Genomic DNA, 26691 nt, shown 5'->3' with positions numbered 1-26691 from the left:
ACTTTTACTCACTATTTTATACAGCAAAAACCATGCCAACTTATTTCTCCTGTAAAACGGCTTGGTTTACATACCCCACACTTTATAAATTCTCAATTTTGCTACCATTCTTATTAAAAAGACTTTCTCATCAGGCTTGAAGCTTTCTTAGGAATAGGAACTATTTTTGCACCTGTAATAAAATCAACTTGTATAAAATGGTTCTTTAACATATCGGTTAACAAGAATTTTTATTTCCGGCTCGTTTAACTGAAATAGGATCATAAACAATGGTAATGTGTTAATTCTGATGAAAGAAAAAAATCGCCCTCAATTTATTTAGGCGATTTAACGTTACTGGTATTATAGAATTTAAAACTGGATGTATACTGTCGTCCTTTAAACCAAATCGCTCACGAAACTGACGATACGACTAACCCTCATCCAACATCAAACGATATTAATTCTTTGCCCCTTTTTTGCCATAGAAAAATCCCCTCCCAGGTTAAACTGTTAAGAACATTTTTATCATGCTCTCTTTTTCCTCAGTCTACCTGTAGGGGACAATACAAAATTGCCTCGTTTTTCTTATTTTAAGTCTTCAATCGAATCAATATCGACGTAATCCGGTACGACCAGACCAAGCTTTGTTCCTTTTAAGTTTGGTCCAAGGTCAACCATATCATCTTTATACTTATTATAGTATTCAAGATGTGTTCCCGGGAGCCATGCAGCCACCATTGCGTCCGCACTTCCGTTTGCTACGCCGGCAAACATTGGCCCCACTTCAACCTGACTTAATGTTACATCATAGCCATTCTGCTCCAGTACCTTGCCAATCACATTTGTACTGGCAATTTCAGTGTCCCAAGCAACATAAACCAGTTTGATTTTTTCACCATTTCCTGATTTAGCACCTTTGGTCCATTCTGTTACTTTGTCCTGATTTTCGCTTATCCATTTTTCTGCTGCTTCTGAAGGAGACATACCTTCAGTAACTTTGACCATTACATCTTCCATATCTTTAGTATCCCAGAAGAATTGATCAAGAATTTTATAAGCGCCAGGGGCATCTTGCTCGAGGCCTTTTCTGGCAATCGAATTAATATTTTCAGCCTTGCCGAAGGATTCATTCGGATCTTCGAGATATTTCAAGTCATATGTCGAGAACATCCAATGCGGTGACCATCCAGTAACGACGATCGGTTCTTTTTTATCAATTGCTTTTTTCAATTCTGCAACCATCGCTGCCGATGACCCTTCAACCACGTTCCAATCATCCAGCTTATAATCATCTATAGCCGTTTTAGTCAACTTCATTATTCCTGCTCCAGGTTCAATTCCGATGATTTCATAATCGGCTTTGGCAGCTAGACTGTTTTCATCCCCGTTCCCAGCCGTATCTTTTGTAAAAGCACTGAATAGTGCAGTACATACAACGAGTATCGCCAATATTGTAAAAATGATTTTTCTGCTAATGATATGCTCGTAAGCTGGCTTACGTAGGTTTTGCGTGATACGATCGAGAATGATTGCAATGATTACGATGGATAAACCTGCTTCAAATCCTTGCCCAACATTTATTTGGCTGACAGCCCGGTAGACATCCGCCCCAAGTCCGGGTGCTCCAACCAATGAAGCTGTAACTACCATGGATAGTGCCAGCATGATACTTTGGTTAACTCCTGCCATTATCGTTGGAGTAGCCAATGGTATTTGTACCTTGAATAACTTTTGGCTGCTGGTTGAACCAAAAGCATCCGATGCTTCGATCAGATCATTAGGCACTTCTTGAATCCCAAGATTGGTCATACGGATTGTCGGTGCGATTGCGAAAATGAATGACGCAATGATCCCCGGCACTACCCCTATTCCAAAGAATAAGATCGAAGGAATCAAATAAACGAATGCAGGCATTGTTTGCATGAAGTCCAAGATCGGGGTAACAATCTTACGCACAGTGTTATTTTGGGCACACCATATTCCGATCGGTATCCCGATCACTATCGTTAAGACTCCTGACAATATAACGATTGCCAGTGTTTGGATGCTTGATTCCCAATAACCAAGATTATCGATCAATAGTAAGCTAATGAATGTAAATATCCCTAAGGGCCATCTGCTTGTATAGGTAACCAGAAGGGTTAGGACTATAATTAACACGATGGAAGGTCCAGCACTCATTACATCGACCAGGATATCCAGTAGTCCCTCGATCACATTCGTAATAAGTGTAAATAATCCAGCAAATACAATAGTTATCCAATCCACTAAAGAATCGACCCAAGCTCCTAGTGGGATTTTCGGCATATTCATTGAATTATTCACTCTCCATTTCATTCAAGGAATCTTTATTTCCGGCCAAAGCACCGATAACGGCACCGCGAAGCAGAATTCCTTTAATTCTATTCTGATCATCGATGACTGAGATTGGCAAACTTGAAGTCGCCATCACATCCATGAGGTTTCCAAGTAATTCATCCTCTTTTACAGTGGGGATATCGGTTGACATCACTTCAGATATTGATTGGTTATTGCTCATTGCCTGACGAGCTTGTTCAGCAGTCACGGCCCCCAATAACTTCTGCTTTCTATCCACAACAAAAATGCTGGAATACCCTTGTTTGCGCATGATTTCCAAGGCAACCCTCGGGCCTCTGTCCACCGCAATCTTCTCTGGGCGTATCATCACATGAGATGCTGTCAATACTTTTGATAAATCAACATCTTCCACAAACTTCTCGACGAATTCATTGGCTGGATTCATCATGATTTGTTCAGGGGTTCCCAATTGAATGACACTTCCATCTTTCATAAGGGCAATTCTATCCCCGATTCTTAATGCTTCATCAAGATCATGGGTAATGAAAATGATCGTTTTTTTGTACTGATCTTGGATTTGAATCAGTTCATCCTGCATATCCTTACGAATCAATGGATCAAGGGCACTGAAGGCTTCATCCATCAATAGGATATCCGTATCACTTGCGAGTGCCCGGGCTAACCCAACCCTTTGCTGCATACCACCACTAAGCTGTGATGGCAGCTGATTTTCGTAGCCTTTCAATCCAACGGCCTCAAGAGCCTTCATCGCATTTTCATGACGTTTTGCTGGATCAACTTTTTGTATTTCGAGCCCAAATTCAGCGTTTTCCAATATCGTTTTATGCGGAAATAAAGCAAAATTCTGAAAGACCATGCTTATTTTCTTTTGTCTGACTTCCCTTAATCTGGCAGCGTTCATCTTCACGATATCTTCATCATCAATTAAGATTTCACCCAAAGTGGGATCGATCAAACGATTGAACATGCGGATCAAAGTGGATTTCCCGCTTCCTGATAGGCCCATGATGACAAAAATCTCTCCGGGATAAATCTCGAAATTAACATTATTCACTCCGACCGTTTGTCCCGTTTCTTTCAAGATTTCTTTTTTCGTCTTGCCTTGCTTCAATAAGTCTGTTGCTGCTTTTGGAGATTTGCCAAAAATTTTCGAGACATTTCTGACTTCTACATACGGCTTCATCAAGTCACCTCATTCTAATAGTTGCCCATATGATATTCAGTTTTGCTGAATTCCCCCGTTTTATGCGAGTGATGATTATTAATCCACAAGTATCTTGAAATAACCGAAATTAACAAAGCTATTCTACCCCATTACTTTTTCTTCAAAAAAGCGGAAGTGACACTTATTCAGTGGCACAAGGCATAACGTGCATAGAAAAATAATCTACATTTATTATTCCCAAGAAGCACTTCTTTACTTGGATTATATTTTGTGTGATAAATTGAGCATTTCAAGTAGGAAAAAAGAGGGTGCAATCACAACTGAGGAAACTAGCAGGCACAACATATACCAACTGTAATATAAACGATTTCCACTTAGAGTTTTGTCCAGATGGTGGACTTACGACTACCCTCTAAAGTACTTCATTTCCTTAACCAGGTGGAATGATACTTGCAGTGCAGTATAACACCAAAACGCATTGAAATATGATTATGGGATTCCCAATGTGTCTAATTTGAGCTTTGCAGGGAAAAGAGGTGCACTACAACTGAGGAAACTAACAGGCACAGCATATACCAACTGAAATATAATGGTTTTTTATTTTAGAGTTTTGTTCAGTCTCAACACACGGACGGAACCTGTATCCCTAAAGTACTTCATTACCTTAACAAAGAATGAATATAAGTTCAAATGATGTGGGACGGAATTCTTGCCTAAAAAGCCCATTTACGCCATCGATTCTTAAGGTTCCTAAAGACTCTAAAAACCTTGATATACCAACACTTTTGCTTCCTATAATCATAAACGCCCATCATCAGCTACAAATTTTTTTCAGTTTTTTTAAAATCCAAAATGATCCAAAAAACGAAAAATGCGATTTTCAGTCATAAATAACGGGTAAATTTAAGCGGTTCCGGATCTGGAAAGATTGGAATTTTATACTTTTTTTATAGGTTATGTTTTATGCAGACATACATGGAAATGTGTTACATATACAAAAAAAACCTTGAAACAACTATTTCATTTCAAGGTTAATGCATATTATCGATACATTCTAATTGGCATTCCTATGTTCATCAAAATCAATTTGGCATTCCTCTAGCGGAGTTACTTTTGTTTTCTTAATGAACTTATATCCAAGCCACATTACCAGAAAGAATGGGATGCCAAGATAGGCAGCGAACACACTAGCCCAGTTAATGTCATCGCCAATAAAGGCCTGATAGTTTTGCGCCAATAAAACGAAAAAACAAAGAGCAAAGGAAAATATCGGTCCGAAAGGAAACCATTTTGACTTATAGGGAAGATCGTCCAGTGAATACCCTTGAGCAATATAGGCTTTTCTAAACCGGTAATGGCTTGCCGCTATTCCCAACCAAAATATAAATCCAGTGACTCCGACTGCATTCATCAGCCAAATATAAATGACCCCATCACCGAAAACGGAAGCAAAAAATGCCAACATCCCTACAAGTGAGGTCACAACCAGTCCCCAAATGGGAACGCCGCGCTTATTGAGCTTTCCAAAAATACGCGGTGCCAATCCTTCGTGTGCCATTGAGTACAACATTCGGCTTGTCACGTAAAGGCTCGAATTACCAGCGGATAATACGGCTGTTAAAATGATGGCATTCATCACGGAAGCAGCAAATGCCAGTCCCACTTTTTCAAACACCATCGTAAATGGGCTGACCATGATCGTGTGTCCCTGCAGACTGCCATTCGTATAAGGAACGATCAATCCAATAACAAGTATCGCCAGGATGTAAAAAAGGAAAATTCTCCAAAATATGCTGCGAACTGCACGAGGTACATTTTTTGCCGGGTCTTCACTTTCACCGGCTGCCACACCTACTATTTCCGTACCTTGAAAAGAAAAACCAGCAGCAATGAAAATACCCAATGTTGCCAAAAATCCACCGGCAAAAGGAGCTTCACCAACTGTGAAATTCTTAAAACCAATCGCCTCTCCGTTCATAATCCCGAATATCATCAAAATACCGACAACGATAAAAATGATGATGGTCGCCACTTTAATGAGCGAAAACCAATATTCCCCTTCTCCATACCCTTTAACGGATACGTAATTCAATAAGAATATCAAAACTAAAAACAAAGAACTCCATAAAAATGAAGGACTATTAGGAAACCAAAACTTCATTACCATCGTTGCGGCAGATAGTTCCGCGGCAAGAGTCATCGCCCAAGTGAACCAATAGTTCCAACCAAGTGCAAACCCTAGTGCTGGATCGATGAAACGCGTAGCATAGGTACTGAAAGCTCCGCTGACTGGCATGAATGATGCTAGTTCTCCGAGACTTGTCATAATAAAATAAACCATTATACCAATTACGGCGTAAGCGACCAAGGCCCCGCCAGGTCCTGCAGAGTGAATGGCCGGCCCGCTTCCGAGGAAAAGCCCTGTTCCAATTGCACCGCCCAATGAAATCATCGTAAGGTGGCGCGCCTTTAGCTTTCTTTGTAAAGTATTTGACGGCTGGTTTTGTTCATTTTTAACAAACGGTTGCAATTGCCGATTTTCCAAATTAGATTCCCCTCCAAAAATGCATATTTTTTCTAGCACGAATAAGTAAAGTCAATCATTCCATCAATAGTTATTTCCTGCACTTATTACTATTTTAAAGGTCATTTTCTCTATGCTGAGACCTTTTTTGGATTTCAGGGATCTATGTAGCATTTACGCAACTATGTTAGGCTTAAAAACCCAAGTGAAAGGGCTATAAGCCTAACGTTTATTGAAAAAGAATCACCGGAATTTTATGTCGTAGGTAAACTCCTGTGAATAAATGAATTCCAATCAATTTGATGTAACCAGCTTGCCGTTGCTTCAATATCTTTTGAGAATATACGATCTTGGGTGATGCTTGGAATGAGTTTTCTTGCTTCCGTATAAAACTCTTTTGTAAATGGAGCCATTTTTTCTGTTCCACGGTATTCCACCGCCTGTAAGGCACAAATGAGCTCAATCGCCAAAACGCGGCGAACGTTTTGAATGATTTGATGGGCGTGTCGGGACCCGATCGTTCCCATGCTTACATGATCTTCCTGGTTCGCTGAAGATGGAATGGAATCAACACTTGCAGGATGTGCGAGTGTTTTATTCTCAGAGACGAGTGAAGCTGCACAATACTGCATGATCATCGCTCCCGACTGCAAGCCAGGTGACGGACTTAAGAATGGCGGTAAATCATTCAGCTGTGGATTGACGAGTCGCTCAATCCGGCGTTCTGAAATGTTCGCAAGCTCGGCAACAGCAATTTTCATGAAATCCATTGCAAAAGCAATCGGCTGACCATGGAAGTTCCCCCCTGAAATAACCTTTTCCCCATCATCAAAGATAAGCGGATTATCCGTCGCTGCATTCATTTCGATTTCCAATTTTTCTTTAACATAATCAAGAGTTTGCCATGATGCACCATGCACTTGCGGGATGCAGCGGAGCGAATAAGCATCCTGTACCCGCAGTTCTCCTTGCTTGGTGATTAGCTGGCTGCCATTGATCATTCGACGAATCCGTTCCGCGACCTCTGTTTGCTGGCGGTAACCGCGTGCTAGATGAACATCCGCATCAAAGGCATCTTCAATGCCGCGTAACCCTTCCAACGTCAGGGAAGCAATCGCTTCAGTTTGATGGGCCAGCTGTTCAGCTTCAATGTAATTTACGAGGCCCATCCCCGTCATGGCCTGTGTACCATTAATTAATGCAAGACCTTCTTTTGCTTTAAGTGTCACTGGAAGAATGCCTTCCTTCGATAAAGCTACGATGGCCTCCATTCGCTCCCCTTTATAAAACACTTCCCCTTCTCCCATCAATACTAGCGCCAAATGGGAAAGCGGCGCCAAGTCCCCACTTGCCCCAAGAGAACCTTGCTGAGGAATGACCGGATGGATATGGGCATTCAAAAGATCGATCAAACGTTCAATGACAACAGGACGGACGCCGGAAAACCCTTTTAATAGAGCATTGGCACGGAGAAGGACCATAGCTCTTGAAACCACCTCAGGAAACGGTTCCCCCACCCCGCATGCATGGGAATGAATCAAATTCCACTGGAGCTGCTCTGCGTCCTCTGCATCAATCAAAACATCGCTGAACTTTCCAAAACCTGTTGTAATGCCATAAACGACCTTCTTTTGTTTCACGATATTTTCAACCGCTTCCCGGCTTTTTTCCACTTTCTTAACACTCTCGGCTGAAGCCGTGACAAATGCTTCCCCATACAATACTTTTTTCGCTTCATCAATCGTTAAAGTTTGGCCCGTTAACATAATCATTTCCTGCACCCCTATTCTTTTTTAAACAAACAAAAGGAGGCCATATTGACAGACTTATCCAGTCTTCCAATACAGCCCCCTATTTCACTAAATAACTATAGGCTTTTAATTATTTAAATGTGGTTAATTCCCAATCCAACCGCTTCATGTTCAAATCCCCGAACCGGTGCTCCAATCGTTCCATACACGGCGACAGCAATCCATTCACCTTCGTCCCCGTTTTTAAACGGCCTGCCCCGAACGATTGCAAACCGAAGGCCTGCCGTCCTCAAAAGACCGCCAAGCTCGACTTGGCCGCGTGTCACTCCTTGGAGTGCTTCGATGATTGCATGATACAGCGCATGCATTTCACGATAAATGTCGGGATTGACCAATCCTAGTCTTTTCGCTGATGTCTCAATGGCCGCAACTATTTTCTGCAGCTCCATTGAACCGACTTTACCTTTTCCATAAAGCCAATTCATCCGCTTTAGATCAGTTGTTAATATGACTTCTTCCTCTTCTTCCGCAAACGCGTACATGATTGCATGGCGCCCGATTCTTCTGTCGAATTCCTTTGTCATGCAGGTACCTCTTTTACAATTTTCTAAATACACTAATAACTAAGTATCATTGTAAGCGGATACAAGCCATTTGGTCAACATATTTTTTTAAATACTTCTTTTAGAGGATGACTTTTCACCCCCAATGCCAGCCTATCCATCGTACATGTCATGAATATCCTTTGAAAATCATCAAAGGTTCTCAAAAAGGCATATTCCCCTGATTGCAAAAACAGCCCATCCTCCGTCAAGCTGGAAAATGTGCTTTTTCTACCTTTCTTTATCTCTCCTGAACTTCTTCACATATATTAAATGTTTTTCACGAGTAAGTAGATAAAATACGGCGCTCCTAAAATCGAAACGATAATCCCCACTGGCAATTCCATCGGGGCCATGATCACTCGTCCTAATGTATCGGCGGATAACAGCAATAATGAACCTAAGATTGCAGTCAGTGGTAATAGTAATAGTTTTGCATGTCTCGCCCTCACTAATCTCCTGGCTATATGCGGTGCAATCAGGCCTAAAAACGTAATACCTCCGCCCACCGAAACCGCTGCCAATGCCACTGAAATCAGTAATAAAAGCCTGCGTTCCTTTTCCACCTGTACACCTACTCCATCAAGACGGAGCATATAAAAATCTAATCCTTGCTCAAACAGTTTAATTCCCTTTGTATAAAAGAAATCCTACAACGGTCAAGGCACTCTACCATAACCGACAACAAGAAGAACGGCCTCCCAAAATAAACGATGGGAGGCCTTCAGCTTTAAAGAGATATAAATAAATCACTAACGGAATTCATAAGGTTATCCCCTATCAGTAATTAACCATTCTCCCTCAGCAGAACTTTATTCACAGACTTTTTTTGATTTAGCACGTCGGCTTCATCCGCTGTTAATCATTTTATTCTTTTCCTCTTATTCATTCGTTTCCAATGCTTCATAAATCGCAGTTACAACACTTCCATAGCTCCCTGTTTTGAAGAGATCGCCAATAAACTGATTCGAATTGGCTACAGGGTTAACTAGCGGGGAATGCTTTTTATTTGTAAGTAAAACAATCCCTAAGTCTATTTCAGGATCAATGATCGTGACCGTCCCAGTCCATCCAGTATGCCCGTATGCACTGTCGCTCGCATAAGGACTGAACATCCACTCCATGCTGGCATCGCCATTTCGTCTCCATCCGAGTCCATAGGTAGGGTTCATCTCGGAGGGTGCAACGAATTCATCGATTGTGTCTTTATCAAACAACATATGCTTACCGTAGCCCCCGCCATTCAGCATCACCTGCAGAAGGACAGCGAGATCGCTGGTAGTCGAGAAAAGACCTGCATGACCTGAAACGCCTCCCATCGAATAAAAGGCTTTTTCATCATGAACTTCACCTTGAAGCGTGTATTTGCGAATGTTAGGGAAATCTATCACGCCATCCCGAGTGTTCCCAAGCAGTTCAGTTGCCGCAATATCCTTTGGCTTAAAGCCCTTTTGCAGAGGATTGAACTTTGTATCTTTCAAATTAAGCGGCTTGTACAATTTATTTTCAACATAGGCGTCAAGCTGCTGACCCGTGATTTTTTCAACAATGGTACCGAGCAGCATATAGTCGACATCACTGTATACATTCTGTGTTCCAGGTACATATGTCAGCGGTGTTTTGGATATGAACTCAATGGTCTTATCCCGTTCCTGTGAATAAAGATCTTTCGAAACCTTTGGATTATGGTATTGCGGATCTGGTTTAAACCCTGCTGTATGATGAAGAACATCGATTATCCTCAGGTTATCCTTCCCTTTGATCACATCCGACTCCGTGTCTTTGAATTCAGGAATATATTGCTGAACTCTTGCATGGATATCCAACTTGCCTTCACTGACTAATTTTTGAATGGCAAAATTAGTTGCATACATCTTCGTATTTGAAGCAAGGTCAAATAAAGTGTCTTTTTCCATTTTACGAAACTTCTTAAGAGGTATATGTTCATTAAATTTCTGTTTGTACCCGTAGCTTTCACTTTTAACGATCTTTCCGTCCTTTATGACAATCAGGGCAGCACCAGGAAAACCGGCAGCCACTTCCATTTCAATTAGCTGATCTACCTTTTCCAGTTTTTCAGATGAAAAGCCCGCTTCTTCCGGTTTTTTGGCCTTCGTTAACACGGGGTACTGGCTAGTCTCCTTACTCACAGTAACTTCCTGATTTGCATTTGCTTTAGCGTAAGATACAGGAGAAACAAGTAATGAGAGAGTCAGAATTGAACTTAGTGTGCAGCTTGTCCATATATTCATCATATTCCCCCTATGAAATCGTACTTTAGAAAACAAGAAACGAACAACTTTACCTTCTGACCAATTGTCGAAACAAAAGAAAACTCTCATTCATTCGGACGAAATTCTTTCCTTTCACTCTTATCTACATCAGGCTTCACAATCCTATAAAGCGAGAACCGTGTATCCGTTCCAGGGAGAAAAGTAGTAGCGATTGGGATAACTTTTGAAGAGCTAATTTATCAATTCTTTTTTCACTAAGTCCATCGTTGATAAAAGTAGATATTTTTCCAAAAATGGATAATGATTACTAATTATTCTCAATTTTCAGTATATATCACTTCAAACATAATTTCAATTTGATATTTATATTTTCAAAATTATATTTCAATCATTAGCATAAACCCTCTCAATTTTAATGTATGAGGAAAAGTCAATTATTGAAAAATAAAATCATTCGATCCTCACTTTAATATATAGGGATTCCGCCTTCATTCATCGTTTATTAAGTTCCAGATGATATTGATTTTCCCTCGTTCTCTCCTCAACTAAATCAAAGTACTTCTGTTCCTTTTGCTTCTCTTAGTATTATTCTACTTACATATTTTCACTATCGAAGACTTTTATGACCGCTCTTTTCCCAATGACCATTAGCTATTAGCTTGGGATCATCTGCACTGTTATGTAAGAGATTGTGGATGACATTTATTGTGCCGTATAGCTAATACATATATATAGTGATGGCCAATTGCTTTTAACTTCATTGCATAAGAAACGTAGAAGATAATAATACTATTTGAGAAATAAAGGAATTTTGCAGAAGATTTCACAGATTTTAGCTGCTGATATTAGGCAAGTATAGGGTGATGAAAATGTGGAAAACGATTGTTTCCTACCTTCCAGAATGGCAGGTCTTTATACAAGCTTTTATTGCGTTTGTTATTCCGTATTCAATCGGCAAATTGTTTAATTGGCTTCGTACCTCAAAGGATGAGTGATGAAAATGAAAGAGTGGATATCAAAGATTAGTAAAAAAGGAAAAGTTACCGATAAAGACAAACAAGAAGCGTATTCCTCCCAAGATTCAACTGGTCAGTTTACAGATAATTTTAATTTTAATCTAGAAATGGTTAGGCAAGAAATTGGCCATAATTGGGATGTGCATTTTCGGGAATTTAATATAGGGCGAACCGATATTCGGTCAATTATCATTTTTGTGGATGGACTATCGGATAAAGACCTCATTGATAAACATATTATGCCATCATTGATGGTTGATTTTTCAGCAGAATATAAACAGAACCTTCCTTATACCAAAGGAAGCCTTTCAAAAGAATTCATAAAAAATGAAGTGTTATCTATTAGTGGCATAGAAGAGGTTGGTTCCATTAAAGATTTAGCATCAAAAGTATTATCGGGGTCTACCGCTCTTTTAATTGAGGGATCAGTGGATGCACTAATCCTCGGAACGACAAAACTTAAAACAAGGTCGATTGAAGAACCGGTATCAGAGGCATTAGTCAGAGGTCCACGGGTCGGTTTCACTGAATCATTGAGTGATAATACATCCTTTTTAAGGGGTAGTGGTGAAATTGAAAATTTATCGTTAGTAAAATTCCAAGTAGGAAAGCGTTCAAAAAAGGACTTAGTTGTCGCTTACATAAAAGATATTGTTGATCCCGAATTAGTTCAAGAGGTAGAAAACCGAATTAAGAAAATTGATATTGATAGTGTGCCGGAATCAGGTTATGTAGAGCAACTTATCGAGGATAATTACCTTAGTCCTTTTCCGCAGGTACAGAATACAGAGCGTCCTGATCGAGTAATCGCTGCTTTGATGGAAGGTCGAGTTGCCATCTTATTGGATGGGACGCCATTCGCTTTGATTGTTCCGGTTACCTTAAGCATGATGTTGCAGTCACCGGAAGATTATTATGAAAGATGGATTCCTGGCACATTCATCCGTATGCTTCGTTACCTCGCAGCTATTCTGGCTCTTTTTACACCGTCTTTGTATATAGCTTTCATCTCATTTCATTCAGGGATGATTCCGACCAAACTGGCCATCTCCATTATAGGAACCAGGTCCGGGGTTCCGTTTCCGGCACTTATCGAAGCATTATTCATGGAAATATCCATCGAAATTTTGAGGGAAGCAGGACTGCGCTTACCTAAGCCAATCGGTCCCGCAATGGGAATTGTCGGCGGTTTAATCATTGGGGAAGCTGCTGTACAGGCAGGGATCGTTAGCCCTGTTTTGGTAATTGTAGTAGCCTTAACCGCTATTTCATCATTTTCCATTCCGCACTATAGTATTGGGATTACATTACGGATGCTTCGTTTTCCCGCAATGCTATGTGCTGCCACATTTGGATTATACGGGGTCATTCTCTTTTTTCTTTTAATGGCCAGCCATTTAGTTAAATTAAAAAGCTTTGGTGTGCCCTATTTGAGTCCAGCCGTTCCTTATCGCTTAAGTGAGTGGAAAGACCTGATGGTTCGCATGCCACTTATGATGATGAAACGCCGTCCAAAGATGATGCATACAAAAAATCCCACACGCAAAGGATAACCTATCGGTGAAAGGGTGGTTAAAGAATGATTCTCAGTCCGAAAGACCAAATTACAACTCCTCAAACAGCTGTCATTATCATCAACTTTATACTCGGCACAGGATTACTCACCCTACCCAGATCAGCTACCGAGAAGGTGCATACACCAGATGTATGGATAAGCGTTATTTTAGGCGGAATTATCGCGATAATCGCGGGGGTGATCATGGTCAAATTAAGCCAACGGTTTCCCGAAAAAACCGTTTATCAATACATCAATGAAATTGTAGGAAAATGGTTGGGGAGTTTACTTAGTTTAGTTATAATACTTTATTTTATTATGACTTCCGGATTTCAGCTCCGAGCAATGGCTGAGGTAGTAAGGTATTTACTTCTTGAAGGTACGCCTACATGGGCAATTACCATGATTTTCATGTGGGTAAGTCTTTATATCATCATCGGCGGAGTTAACCCCATCGCCCGTCTTTTTGAGATTATATTACCTTTGTCAGTTATCCTTTTTTTGGTTGTTATCTTTATGAGCTTCAAAATATTTGAGATCGATAATCTGCGTCCTGTATTAGGAGACGGAGTCATCCCTGTACTAAAAGGAGTAAAAACAACGGCTCTCGCTTTTTCAGGGCCTGAAATCATGTTACTGCTTGTTCCGTTTATGAATCAGCCAAAAAAAGCAGTAAAAGCCCTGCTTGTTGGAGTTTCCATTCCATTGATTTTTTATTTGATAACGGTCGTAATGGTTATCGGGGCATTATCTGTTGATGGAGTGGTCCTGAGAACATGGCCGACACTGGATCTTATACGGAGTTTTGAAATCTCCGGTTTAATCTTTGAACGGTTTGAATCTTTATTGCTCGGGGTTTGGATCATGCAAATATTTGCTACATTTACCATCTCATACTTTGCAGCTGCTGTAGGGCTGGCTCAACTTACGAAAAAGAGCATTCACCCATTTATGTATGGCTTGCTTCCGATTCTATACATCATTGCCATGATTCCGAAAAATATGAATGACCTATTTAAACAAGGGGATTTCGTCGGCCATATGGCATTGTTTTTATTTGGTTTACTCCCGCTTCTCCTGCTTATCATCTCAAGAATAAAGGGAGGAAAATATGAAACAATCACATAACAATATACGCCCCCTCTTCATTTCCCTCTCCGTTCTTTTGTTCTTATCCCTTACAGGATGTTGGAGCAGTCATGAAATTGAAGAGCAAAGTCTAGGTATAGGTTTGGCATTCGATAAAGCCAAGCAGTCCTCCATCGAGAAAAAGTTAAACGAACAAGGGGATGGTTATTCAAAAAAGGACCTGATTACTGCAACCTATCAATTTATCACTCCACAAGTAGCAAGTTCAACAACGAAACAATCAGGACCACAACAAAAATCTTATATTAACGTTTCTGAAACTGGAGATTCCCTCCATCAAATGGTTCGTGAATTATCATTGAGAAGTGAACAACCCGTAACCGCTCACCATATGAAAGTGGTTGTTATCGGTGAAGGTCTTGCAAGATCGTATAGATTGGAACAATTACTTGATCAAAACTTTCGAGAAAGTGAGATTAGACCAAGCTGTCTTGTGCTCATAAGTAAAGGGAGAGCAAGCAAGACACTGGAAACAAAGAAAGCAGGAGAAATTCCTGCGTTTCGTCTGGCCGGCATTGTAGAAAATGCATATCGAACAACGAGGATTTTACCTCCCATGTCGCATATTAAAATAGAAAGCAAGATCAAATCAGGATCTAGTTTTCTAATACAAAAAGTTATATCAGTGGATGGGCAAGTCAAATTTGCGGGAGCTGCCGTGATCGATGGAAAGACACACAAAATGTCTGGTTTTTTGAATGAGGAAGAACTGGAGGGCGTGACATGGATAACAGGTAAGGGGAAAGGCGGTGTAGTGAAAAGCTTAGATAAAGAAACCGGTCAGCAGATTGTATATGAAATAGAGTCCATGAAAAGCAGTATCGTACCTCGAGTTAAAGGAGACAACATCTCTTTTGATGTAAACATTGAATCAGTGGGTAGACTGTCTGAAACTTGGGTGGTTTCGGGAGATTCTTTTAAAAATGAATTTCTCAAAAAAGCAGAAAAATCATCTGAAAAAGAAGTGAAACGCTTGGTGGGGAATGTATTAGAAAAAATGCAAAAAGAATACCAAGTGGACGTTGCTGGCTTCGGAAATCGATTGAGAATTGAGCACCCCAAAGTATGGAAGAAAGTCAAAAAGGATTGGGATCAAAGATTTAGTGAAACTACTATAAACTATGATGTGAAATTAACTATTAATGATTATGGTGCATCAGGAGGATCAAAGAAGTGAACATTCAGATTGACCTTCTAGCCTCCATCAAATGTGATACATGTAAACATTATGATATATCCCGACTATTTCTCCATTTTAATTTTTAGAGAGTTTTTCGGTTAACTTGCTTTTCAAATGACCCGGCATTTCAACGTAAAAATGTAATTCTTTGCGCTAATAGGGCTATCATGAATTTCAAACTAGCCTCTGTCATCAATTGTTCCATACCGCGTATTTCAGGGAAATATATCGAATAGTATCTTTTTCACATAATTAAGTTTTCCTATGTACAAACACGCAATGAATTCTTTTTTTAGAACTAGGACTGTATTATGGTCAAGCAATCGGCCGGCCTTTTTGGTGGTACCCCTATAAGACGATTTATTGGATACCCAAAATATATTGATATACGTAGTGCAAAAAAAAAGCCTACTTCCTTGAATTGCAAGGAGATAGACTTTTTCGTTAATTGGAGTATTTTTGTCTTTATTGATAAGTATAATATTAAGCTCGGTGAACCGTATCATAAGTAAATTAGGTTTTTATGATGTAAAGAAAAGCAGAAATATACAAAGTCATTGAATTGGCTATGTATATTTCTGCTTAAATTAATTAAGAAATTATTATACTTTTTCACTGATCAAATTTCTTCATCTCAACTTGAACGGTTATTGAAAAATGACTGTTACTTTGTCACTTTCTATCACTGCCAGTTTGTGTGAAAGGATCCTGCTATATCACGTCGTTCATAGGTATGTGCACCAAAATAATCACGTTGTGCTTGCAAAAGGTTTGCATTTGAGATGCCTGTTCGATAACTATCGTAATAAGTGAGTGAAGCGCCTAAACATGGAAACGAGATACCAGAATTTATTCCCTCACAGACTACCTTTCGCAATCCTACCTGGTAACCTGTAACCTTTTCAGCAAAATATGGTGAGATTAATAAATTGGCCAGATTCGGCTGCTCTTGATAGGCTTCGCTAATGACGTTTAAAAATTCTGCACGAATGATGCAACCACCGCGGAAAATCAGCGCAATATCCTTTAAAGGCAAATTCCAGCCGTAAAGTTCAGAAGTCATTTTATATTGAGTGAAACCTTGCGCGTACGCACAAACTTTTCCCATATATAATGCTTCTCTAATATAGTCAATCCACTCATTTTTATCTAACTTTTGCTGATCGTTCTCAGGGCCTGTAAGAATATTTTCTGCATTGACCCGTTCATCTTTTAAAGCGGAAATGTAACGAGCAAACAAAGACTCTGTAATAATCGATGCCGGGATTCCGTTATCAATAGCTTGCATGCTGGTCCATTTACCTGTGCCTTTTTGTCCTGCTTTATCAAGAATCACATCGATCAAGGGTAAGCCCGTTACTTCATCTTTTTTCCTTAAAATTTCGGCTGTGATTTCGATTAAATAACTTTTCAGTTCGCCTTGATTCCATGTTTCAAAGATGTCAGCTATTTCATTAACTTCCAAATGCAACTTTTCTCTTAAAAACGTATAGGCTTCGGCGATTAATTGCATATCTGCATATTCAATCCCGTTATGGACCATTTTCACAAAATGACCCGCTCCTTTTGGGCCGATATAGGTACAGCAGGGGTCATCATTTACTTTGGCTGCGATTTTTGTCAAAATCGGAGCTACCTTTTCATAGGCGTCTTTATCTCCACCTGGCATGATTGAAGGTCCTTTTAACGCCCCGACTTCTCCACCAGAGATACCAATTCCTAAATAACAGATTCCTTTAGATTTCAGTTCATCATATCTGCGTTCAGTATCTTCGTAATGGGAGTTACCGCCGTCCATGATAATATCGCCTGATTCAAGATGAGGAAGTAATGAATTGATCACTGAGTCAATCGCCTTACCTGCCGTCACCATTAGAAAAATCTTTCTTGGAGTTTCCAATGACTGCACAAAGTCTTGGATTTCGTAATACGGATGGAGCAACTGACTGTCCAAGTTAGCAACAAGCTGATCCGTTAAATCTCTTGTGTAGTTATAGACAGCTACTTGTTCCCCTTTACTAGCCATATTTAAAGCGATATTACTGCCCATTACCCCTAAACCAATGACACCAATTGTATTGAACATTTATTTCTGCTCCTTTTATGTAAGAATAATAAGCAGTAAACCCCTCTCATAAGTGGGGGATTTACTGCCGGGAAAGCCTTATACAAATAAGCTTAGTAATAGAATAAATCCTAATCCAGCTACTGAAATAATCGTCTCAAGCAAGGTCCATGTTGCAAATGTTTCTTTCATGCTTAAACCAAAATACTCTTTAAACATCCAGAAGCCAGCATCGTTAACGTGTGAAGCGATTAAACTTCCCGCTCCTGTAGCAAGTACAACTAGAGCAAGGTTAACGTCCGTCTGACCTAACATCGGAATAACTAAACCAGCTGTCGTTAAGGCAGCGACGGTAGCAGATCCTAAGGAAATACGCAGGATTGCCGCGATGATCCAAGCAAGCAAGATTGGTGATAATGATGTTCCTTTGAATAATTCAGCTACATAGTCACCTACACCGCCGTCGATCAATACTTGCTTGAAGGCTCCGCCGCCCCCTATGATTAAGAGCATCATTCCGATATGCAAGATTGCTGATGTACAAGATTCCATAATATCTTTCATTGGAATCTTTCTTGCTAATCCCATTGAATAGACCGCAAATAATAAGGAAAGCAACATGGAAGTACCGGCTTCACCAATAAAACGGATAGCTGCTAGTAAACCATTATCTTCAAATCCGATTGTTTTTTGCATCAAAGTGATAATCGTAGCAATTGACATTAATATAACCGGAAGTAAAGCGGTAAATACACTGATTCCAAATCCAGGTGTATCTTCAAGTTTAAAAGATTTTTGTTCTCCTAAAGAGGCAATGCTGCCTGTTTTCGTAAATGATGCAGGTACTAATCTTTTAGCTATCTTCGTAAATACTGGTCCAGCTAAAATAACTGTTGGAACCGCAATAATGAAGCCGTAAAGTAAAACCTGACCAATGTCTGCACCATATTCACCAGCAATAACGGTTGGTCCTGGATGCGGCGGTAAGAAACCGTGAGTTACGGATAATGATGCTACCATTGGAATACCAAGATATAATATCGAAACTTTTAATTCTCTTGAAATGGCAAATACGATTGGAATTAATAATACTAATCCCACTTCAAAAAATAATGCGACACCGATAATAAATGATGCTGCTACGACTGCCCATTGAATATTCTTTTCACCGAATTTTTTAACAAGGGTCATGGCAATGCGCTGCGCGCCGCCTGAATCCGCGATTAACTTACCCAACATCGCTCCAAGTCCAAAGATTAACGCTAAGTGACCAAGTGTTCCGCCTAATCCAGCCTCAATGGTTTTGACAATTCCATCAAGTGGCATCCCAAGTGCTAAAGCCACTCCAAACGAAACAATGATCAAGGAAATAAAGGTGTTTAATTTTAAGCCCATTATTAAAATTAATAAAGCGACAATTCCTAAAGCGACAATAACTAATGGCATTGTAATTCCTCCATGTCTTTATTTTGTAGCGCTTATTAAGTTTCTTTGATAATTCGCAATCTGTGTATATTCGTTTTCCAATACCCTTGAAAGGTTAATGAAAATCGGCAGTAGTTGCCTATATTCTTTTACAGAATCATCTATCGGTGTGTGCTTGTGGGTATTGCCTATCATTTCTGAAACTACTTCGAAGGACTCAATTTCCCCAGTGGCATATAATCCCAATATACAAGCACCCAGGCACGAACTTTCGTAGCTTTCTGGAACCACGACTTCCGATTCGAAGATATCGGACATCATTTGCCGCCAAACAGCCGACCTTGCGAAGCCTCCCGTAGCTTGAATTCGGGTCACGGGACCGTCCATACATTCGGTTAAGGCTAAAAATACTGTATATAAATTGTAAATGACTCCCTCTAGAGCCGCTCGAATCATATGTTCTTTCTTATGCGACAGTGTTAATCCGAAAAATGAACCCCGTACGTCCGGATTCCATAATGGTGCACGTTCACCTGCAAGATATGGATGGAATAACAATCCATCAGCGCCCGGTCTTACACGTTCGGCAATCTTGGTTAAGACTTCATAAGCGTCGATTCCGAGCCTTTTAGCTGTTTCTACCTCGGAAGAAGCAAATTCATCGCGAATCCAGCGAAGGACCATCCCGCCATTGTTTACCGGCCCGCCAATCACCCAATGCTTTTCCGTTAAGGCATAGCAAAAGATTCTTCCTTTTTCGTCTGTTTTCGGCTCGTCAATAATCGTCCGAATCGCACCGCTTGTCCCAATCGTGACAGCGATTTCGCCTTTCCGGATAGCGTTTACACCTAGATTTGAAAGGACACCATCACTTGCCCCAATGACAAAAGAGGTTTGTGGATCAATCCCAATCTGTTTGGCTAAATCCGGGTCACAGTTGTTAAAGATCTTTGTTGTTGATACGATTTCAGATAATTGACCACGAGTTATTCCAGCAATTCTTAGGGCTTCCTCATCCCAATCCAAGTTTTTGAGATTCAACATGCCCATGGATGAAGCAAGGGAATAATCGACAACATATTGATCAAAGAACTTTTTAAAGATATATTCTTTAATCCCAATATACTTTTTAACATTGGTTGCGATCTCTGGGTGATCATTCACAATCCAGGTGATTTTGGATAATGGAGACATCGGGTGTATCGGTGTTCCGGTTCGTTTGTAAACTTCATGCCCATCTAATTCATCTTTAATTTTATGGGCCCAAGCTTCACTGCGATTATCTGCCCAAGTGATACAACGGGTTAGCGGCTGGTCATTTTCATCCATAGCTATAACACTATGCATCGCACTGCTAAATGAAATAAATGATATCTTTTTATCTGGATGCTGTTTCGTTATATTTGAAAAGGCTTTCAGAACAGCCTGGAAAATCTCCTCAGGGTCTTGTTCCGCTGTTGTCATATCCGGTGTGTAAAGAGGATAACCAACATTCTCTTGCTGAATGACATCGCCTTTTTTCGTAAATAAAACAGCTTTTGTACTAGTTGTACCGATGTCTACACCTAACATATAGCTAGTCATTTTCTTGTTCGACTCCTTTTGAAAGCATCTGTTGGGCCATCCATAAGTCTTCAACTTCCCCTTGAACATCATCAAAGTTTACATGTAACGACTTAATCATGAGGTCTCGATCCTTTGTTCTGATCGCATCAATATAAAGTTGATGATTATTAATGATCCGTGTAAAGTCTTCATACTTTTCTTTAAAACGACAACGCATGGATAGAAGAATCAAACTTTCCATCACAGGTTTTAAATTATCCCAGATCATCAGGATATAGGAATGATTAATGGACCGAATAATTGTTTCGTGGAACAGGACATCCTGATAGGAAAACTCATCAGCATCTCGGTATTTTATGGAAATTTTCATCATTTCCAATATTTTACTAAGCTCCCTTACTAATTCATTCGTGTCAACCCTTACTAGACGCTCAAATACAAACGTCTCGATGAGTATTCGTACATCATAAATTTCTGCATATTTTTTTTCTGTTAAACCAATGACAACCGCACCCATTCTTTCTAATCGGATGATATTTTCAGATGCCAGTATTTTTAACGCTTCACGAACTGGTGAGCGGCTAACACCAAAATCAGCAGCTAATTTATTTTCAGAAAGGATGGTACCGCTTTCAATCATCCCCGAAATAATACGCATTCTAAGCTCGGATGTTACACGATCACCAGCTGAGGCTTTTGAAAGCCATTTTACAGGATAAAGAAATTCCTTTGGTTCAACCATAAATTCACCTCTAATAGAGTTCAAGTACACTTGTATACAAGTATTATAATAAAAATAATTAATAATGCAAGTTTTTTGAATTCAACTAGCTTCTTGCTAATTTAGTCAAAGTTTATAGGGAGTTTAGAAGGTTCTGGGGCAGAAATAAAGAAGAAACACAGGGTGGTAATATCTGTTAACTAAGGGATAGAGCAGCTACTCCGAACAACTTATGAATGAATCCAACGTCATTTTGGGCAGACTTTGGCTGTTTATGAGGGTGGGACTCCTACAATAGTAAAATATCGTCCGTTTCATAATTATGGATGATATACTATTATTTAGGTATTTTTCTAAATTCAGAGGAGGTTATTCAATGAAAAAGGTACGGTATGGAATGTGGATGTTTGTTACGCTCGTTCTCATGTTTTCTCTACTTCCAGAAACATTCGTTAAGGCGGCAGCCGATCCATTCGTTAAGGTCAAATTAAAAGGCTATCTTGGTAACAAATCCGAGATTACTGTCGAACCGGAAGTCACGTACACTACGAATCTAGCAAATGTAAAACTAGAATCGAACAAGAAGTATACGTTGAGGGTCAGCGGTACGGACATTGTTGTTCTAACAGATTCAAAAGAAGTTGGGAAAGCTTCTGAGATTGAAGTGAAACCCGAAACAGGAAATGGTCCACTTTCGATTAATGGCCGTACATACTTAGGTAGTTTTCGTTTTATTATCGAAGATGGGAAATTCATCCGTCCATTTAACTCAATTGGTCTTGAAGATTATTTAAAAGGGGTTGTTCCAGCTGAAATGCCGGCTTTATGGAATCAGGAAGCCTTAAAGGCACAGGCTGTTGCGGCGAGAACCTATGCAATGAGCTACATCAACAAAACGCCCGATGACACAATGAGTTACCAAGTATACGGTGGCTATGCTTGGCACGAAAACTCAACAAAGGCTGTTAAAGCAACAGAAGGTCAGGTCATCGGTTATGGTGAAAAACTACACATAGGTTCAGATGCTCTTTTTTCCTCTAGCAATGGAGGGAAAACCGAGTCGAACAATAATGTTTGGATTGGTACAGAGCTACCATATTTAATGGTCAAAGAAGATCCATATGATCCGCAAACAGTGTGGAGTTTTAGTGTAAAAAAGCAACAAATAGACCTTACAAATTTAGATTTGACAAAAGCAGATACATGGTGGGCTAATACCAAGGAAGCTGAACAAACACCAGTAATTTCTAATATAAGAGTATGGCTACAGAAAAATGGATATACCGACAAAGACATTAAAATAACGGCCGTCCCTCATCTATCCCTTCACGCACAAACAAGTAGCGGCAGGGTAAGTAAAGGAAGTATAAAGATTGAATTTATGGTGAAAGAAAAGGGGAATGCGCTACAGCAAAGTGTAATATTAGAAGATGTAACGGCTTCGAAAATTAGAGAAATAATCGGTCTGGGCTTCATGAAAAGCTTTTTAGTAGACAAAGTGGATACTGCAAGGGATGCGATTAACGTTTCAGGCAAGGGCTACGGCCATGGTGTCGGACTAAGTCAGTATGGCGCGAAAAAGGCTGGCGAAAAGGGAAATACGTATCGCGAGATTCTTGCTTTCTATTATGAAGGGACAAGCTTAAAACAAGCTTATCAGCCAGAGCCTGAAGAAGTAGAACCAGTCAAGCCAGAACCGGCACCTATCATTCCAACGCCAATTCCAACACCAGCTCCGGATCCCGCACCTAAAGATGAAACAGCACCAATGATTAATAGTTTAAAAGCCCATTACGATGCTAAAACAAACCAAGTCAAAGTAACCTTTGATACAAATGAAAAAGCGAATGTGACAGTGGAAGTTACGGATGAAAAAGAGCAAATCATCGCTTCTCTTGTCAAAGGGGATCAAAAGCCGTCAGGATCGCAATTAGCCATTTGGGATGCATCAGAGGTAAGTAACGGTTCATACACCTTTGAAGTTAGAGCGATTGATAGTAGTAATAATGCAAGTTCAGCATCTGTTCCATTTTCATTAACAAAGCCTGACACAGCGGCTCCAGTTATTAAAAATACAAATACCTCATATGACTCAAAAACGAATAAAGTTTTCCTGAAGTATGAGATCAATGAAAAATCAAAGGTTACCGTTCAAGTAAAAGATGCAAAAGGAAAAATCATAGCTACTCCGATCAATAATGCAGAGAAAAATTCCGGTGTCCAATGGACATCATGGAATGTGTCGAAGGTATCGAACGGGAAATACTCATATGAAATTGCAACAATCGACAGCAGTCAAAATAAAGGCTCAGCAACGGTTCCATTTACATTAACAAAACCCGATACAACGGCACCTTCCATTAAGAATTTAAAAACCTCATATGATTCAAAAACGAGTAAAGTTGGTTTAAAGTATGAGATCAATGAAAAATCAAAGGTTACCGTTCAAGTAAAAGATGCAAAAGGAAAAATCTTGGCGACACTAATCAATAATGCTACAAAAGATGCCGGTATCCAAAGTGCATCATGGAATGTAACAAAGGTATCGAACGGAAAGTATACATTTACCATTACAGCGATTGATCCAAGCAAGAATAAACGTACAACGACCACTTCCTATACAATAAACAAATCGGCAGCGAAGAATTTGACTGGCAAGGTCAATGCTACGAAGTTAAATGTCCGTTCCGAACCATCCACATCAGGGAAAGTTCTTGGCTCTTTGAAGAAAAACCAAATCGTTACCGTAATTACTAAGAGCGGTTCTTGGTACAAAATCCAGTCCGGTAAGGGAACAGGTTATGTACACGCAAAATACCTAACGAACGTCCGATAACGAATTCGATCAGTAAAACGGGCTTATCAAAATTTAGAGCATTGAAAAGACCATGATTTTTTATAAGTCATGGTCTTCTTTTATAAATTTATTTCCGATACTGTACTGTGGTAATGATAAAAATGGAACTTTTCTGGTGATTTATTATACAGTTTGTCCTTTGCTCTTACACGTCCTTCAGCCGTCCTTTTATCATCAGATCCCGTTCTCAGCGATTCCCCTAGCATGGTAACATTAGTTTCCCAGCTGGTGAAAAAATATCGTTCCTCTGGAAAACAAAAGGTGGATAAAAATTGCTGTTGGTTTAAGAGGAGACACATTACTTCTCATTGAAGCTGGGGCAGGCGTAAAAGAAATTCAAGAAAGATTAGGGCATTAAGATATAAATACGACTATGAACATTTACGCTCATATGACAAAAAATATCGAAGAAAAGACCTCCCATAAGTTCAGTGAACTTACGAAAGTGCTTCTCAAATTGGTTAAATTGTTTCAAAAACTGAAAGTTAGCATTTCACTAATACCACCTTACATACCCCTATATTCCAAGGGTTTTAGGATGATTACATCATGCAGCCCATTCAATTGATAATTTAATAGGAAGTAACAAGGTAATAATATCAGCACTTTTGGTAATCGATGGTTGCCCCGGCATTTAAGCAGCCTTCCATGTGATAGCAAATGCATTCATCGCAGCGGTTGACTATTGATACGGCTAATCCCATAATGGTGTACTTACCCTAACTGGCGTTTAAATACTTTACTGGCGAAGAAATAAGCGAAAGAAAAGTACTTATACCCTAGAGGCTCGGATGCCCGTCACTTGGTAAGGCTAGATAATATAGAAGCTAAATGCAGTAATTATTGCTAAGACTAGCTTTTTGCAAAAGTCTGATAAGGTAAATTATGTAAAATTAATAAAGTGAATCATCAATTTAATTTTTTTCCATTTCCACAGCCATTATCCCGCAGTTTTAATAAAAAAACAGCTCAATTGGTCATAATTTTCACCAATGTATTAACTTCATTAATATTAAACTCTTCGTTATGCTCGATAAAGAAGCTCTCTTTTGCAACTTGTATATAAGTTAAAAAAGCGTCATCATATACGTTATTTACATGCGTAAAAAATCAAGCCATCATAAAAATATATCTTTGCAACTTTATCTGAAAATCCTGCAATAATTACTGCATAGATATCATTTTTACCCAATAAGTGTGTCTAGCTAAGAATTTAGTCATATTTACTCTTTTCGATGTACTTATGTTTTACTACATCTTTTAGAAGCTTCTAATTTTGTCGATATCTACTCAGAATTTGTAGATATTTCTCGGGAAATTGTTGAAATTTGAAAATAGTGATTCCGAATAGTTGGAACAAAGGAATTTCTACTTTTGATTTGATTGCCTTAGGTTTAAATAGTTATTAACGCAAATTAACACATGAATATCGTAAAGGAGACTAAAAAAAAGTAATGAAACCTTTTTCTTATTGAAGTAATGTTTCGTAATGGGGTTTTTGTTGTTCAGTTTTAAGCTGTGACATATCGTTTGTCAGTTAGATGTTCATTTCACGCGTAGCTGCGAGTTCATTGGTTAAAAAATCAAGCTCTCTATTAATTGAATGAGAACATGGGTTAAATAAATTGTCATATGTATCGGGTATCGCTATCTCTGTTTCATTGGTTCCTTCTAATCTTTCTTTTTCTTGATACAAGGGTCTTTAGCTCTATCGTTTAGAGGGGTGCTCGTATCGCGTAACGCTTTAAGCTTTTCGATGTCGGATTGAACGAAGGGTGTCTGTTTCCATATTTTAACAATAACTATCCATTTCGCTCTAAGTTTTAAACATATTTTCGAACATTGATTTTTCATCTCCACTTCTTTGCCACTTCCTTGGAAGAGGATGCTCATTCATTCGGATGTATATCCTGTCGCATATCGGACCTCCCTTTCGATTAAAGATGAAGGTTCTGTGGATTTATTTTCATGTTATATCGCCCAGCGATACGATACACAAAAAAGAACCGATAAGGCCCTTTCTTGAGGAACACTATTGAGTACATAGATCTTGCTGGAGCTGGGAAACCGTTGGTTTAAGCTGAGACATATCATTTGTCAGTGGACGTTCATTTCAAGCGTAGCTGCGAGTTCATTGGTTAAAACAATTAAAATCTCATTTATTTGTTTGGAATTATAGGTTAAGTTGTCATATATATCGGGTATCGCTATCTCTGTTTCATTGGTTCCTTCTAATCTATCTTTTTGTAGATACACAAGGTCTTTAGCTGTACCCTTTAGGGACTTGTCCGTATCGCGTAACGCTATGTGCGCTTCGATGTCAGATTGAATAAAGATAGGCAACTACCATCTTAAAAACTCATATCCGTTTCGTAAGTTTTGACCATACTTTTGAACAGTGGGTGTTGCATCCCCACTTCCTTAGAAAAGAATACTCGTTCATTCGGATGTATATCATGTTTGCATATCGAACGCCACTTTTCTACTAAACCTAAAGGTTTCGAATTTATTTGCAAGTTATATCGCCCAGCGATCCCCCCCTGTCTGGAGCAACTCTAG

Annotated in this window: 16 protein-coding genes and 2 pseudogenes; 5 read left to right on the top strand and 13 right to left on the bottom strand. The window is 39.5% G+C overall.

The annotated features are described in order from the left end of the window. Positions 1 to 567 precede the first annotated feature (567 nt). The 7 genes and pseudogenes from QUF94_RS27365 to pbp4b form a co-directional block, all read right to left on the bottom strand. Entirely contained in the window at positions 568 to 2295 is a 1728-nt protein-coding gene (locus QUF94_RS27365; protein ID WP_289318803.1) for a glycine betaine ABC transporter substrate-binding protein, read from the bottom strand. Between the two features lie 4 nt (positions 2296 to 2299). Then, entirely contained in the window at positions 2300 to 3505 is a 1206-nt protein-coding gene (locus tag QUF94_RS27360) for a quaternary amine ABC transporter ATP-binding protein (protein ID WP_192207592.1), read from the bottom strand. Between the two features lie 1036 nt (positions 3506 to 4541). Further along, positions 4542 to 5939: an amino acid permease gene (locus QUF94_RS27355; protein WP_289318831.1), complete on the bottom strand. Its 1398-nt coding sequence runs from the start codon at positions 5937 to 5939 to the stop codon at positions 4542 to 4544. A gap of 326 nt (positions 5940 to 6265) precedes the next feature. Further along, positions 6266 to 7783, bottom strand: coding sequence for a histidine ammonia-lyase (gene hutH, locus QUF94_RS27350; protein ID WP_289318802.1), 1518 nt, complete (start codon positions 7781 to 7783; stop codon positions 6266 to 6268). 113 nt (positions 7784 to 7896) lie between these two features. Beyond that, entirely contained in the window at positions 7897 to 8346 is a 450-nt protein-coding gene (hutP, locus tag QUF94_RS27345; RefSeq protein ID WP_289318801.1) for a histidine utilization transcription antiterminator HutP, read from the bottom strand. Positions 8347 to 8633: 287 nt separating this feature from the next. Next, positions 8634 to 8945: pseudogene (locus QUF94_RS27340) on the bottom strand (iron chelate uptake ABC transporter family permease subunit); the annotation flags it as partial. Positions 8946 to 9245: 300 nt separating this feature from the next. Next, on the bottom strand, positions 9246 to 10616 hold the full coding sequence (pbp4b, locus tag QUF94_RS27335; RefSeq protein ID WP_289318800.1) for a penicillin binding protein PBP4B: 1371 nt from the start codon (positions 10614 to 10616) through the stop codon (positions 9246 to 9248). Positions 10617 to 11592: 976 nt separating this feature from the next. Between pbp4b and QUF94_RS27330 the strand changes: the two genes are divergently transcribed. The 3 genes from QUF94_RS27330 to QUF94_RS27320 are packed head-to-tail and all read left to right on the top strand — an operon-like array spanning position 11593 to position 15495. After that, the gene (locus QUF94_RS27330) at positions 11593 to 13167 is read left to right on the top strand and encodes a spore germination protein (protein ID WP_289318799.1); all 1575 of its coding nucleotides are present in this window, start codon (positions 11593 to 11595) and stop codon (positions 13165 to 13167) included. Positions 13168 to 13193: 26 nt separating this feature from the next. Then, the gene (locus QUF94_RS27325; protein WP_289318798.1) at positions 13194 to 14297 is read left to right on the top strand and encodes a spore germination protein; all 1104 of its coding nucleotides are present in this window, start codon (positions 13194 to 13196) and stop codon (positions 14295 to 14297) included. Continuing rightward, positions 14281 to 15495, top strand: a complete 1215-nt coding sequence (locus QUF94_RS27320) for a Ger(x)C family spore germination protein (protein WP_289318797.1) — start codon at positions 14281 to 14283, stop codon at positions 15493 to 15495. The genes QUF94_RS27325 and QUF94_RS27320 overlap by 17 nt, the downstream gene beginning before the upstream one ends. 685 nt (positions 15496 to 16180) lie before the next feature. Here QUF94_RS27320 and gnd read toward each other — a convergent pair. From gnd to QUF94_RS27300, 4 genes are all read right to left on the bottom strand, one after another. Further along, the gene (gene gnd, locus QUF94_RS27315) at positions 16181 to 17584 is read right to left on the bottom strand and encodes a decarboxylating NADP(+)-dependent phosphogluconate dehydrogenase (protein ID WP_289318796.1); all 1404 of its coding nucleotides are present in this window, start codon (positions 17582 to 17584) and stop codon (positions 16181 to 16183) included. Between the two features lie 78 nt (positions 17585 to 17662). Next, positions 17663 to 19009, bottom strand: a complete 1347-nt coding sequence (locus QUF94_RS27310; RefSeq protein WP_289318795.1) for a GntP family permease — start codon at positions 19007 to 19009, stop codon at positions 17663 to 17665. Between the two features lie 18 nt (positions 19010 to 19027). Continuing rightward, positions 19028 to 20572 carry a gluconokinase gene (gene gntK / locus QUF94_RS27305; protein WP_289318794.1) on the bottom strand — a complete coding sequence of 515 codons (1545 nt, stop codon included), beginning with the start codon at positions 20570 to 20572 and terminating at the stop codon, positions 19028 to 19030. Continuing rightward, on the bottom strand, positions 20565 to 21296 hold the full coding sequence (locus QUF94_RS27300; RefSeq protein WP_289318793.1) for a GntR family transcriptional regulator: 732 nt from the start codon (positions 21294 to 21296) through the stop codon (positions 20565 to 20567). Before QUF94_RS27300 ends, gntK begins: the two co-directional genes overlap by 8 nt. Positions 21297 to 21651: 355 nt before the next feature. Between QUF94_RS27300 and QUF94_RS27295 the strand changes: the two genes are divergently transcribed. After that, positions 21652 to 24111 carry a SpoIID/LytB domain-containing protein gene (locus QUF94_RS27295; RefSeq protein ID WP_289318792.1) on the top strand — a complete coding sequence of 820 codons (2460 nt, stop codon included), beginning with the start codon at positions 21652 to 21654 and terminating at the stop codon, positions 24109 to 24111. Positions 24112 to 24427: 316 nt separating this feature from the next. Then, positions 24428 to 24589 (top strand): annotated as a pseudogene (locus QUF94_RS27290) (tyrosine-type recombinase/integrase); the annotation flags it as partial. 142 nt (positions 24590 to 24731) lie between these two features. On the opposite strand, the gene QUF94_RS27285 reads toward QUF94_RS27290, so the two are convergent. Next, positions 24732 to 24836 (bottom strand): carboxymuconolactone decarboxylase family protein, encoded by a 105-nt coding sequence (locus tag QUF94_RS27285; protein WP_289318791.1) that lies wholly within the window; start codon positions 24834 to 24836, stop codon positions 24732 to 24734. 1393 nt (positions 24837 to 26229) lie between these two features. Continuing rightward, complete coding sequence (locus tag QUF94_RS27280) at positions 26230 to 26475, bottom strand: hypothetical protein (RefSeq protein WP_289318790.1); 246 nt, start codon at positions 26473 to 26475, stop codon at positions 26230 to 26232. Between the last annotated feature and the right edge of the window lie 216 nt (positions 26476 to 26691).

Origin of the sequence: Peribacillus sp. NJ4 (genome assembly GCF_030348345.1) — a bacterium.
Taxonomy (GTDB): Bacteria; Bacillota; Bacilli; order Bacillales; family DSM-1321; genus Peribacillus.
The sequence above is the reverse complement of the archived record's forward strand: the minus strand, read 5'-3'. Positions and strand labels throughout refer to the sequence as shown.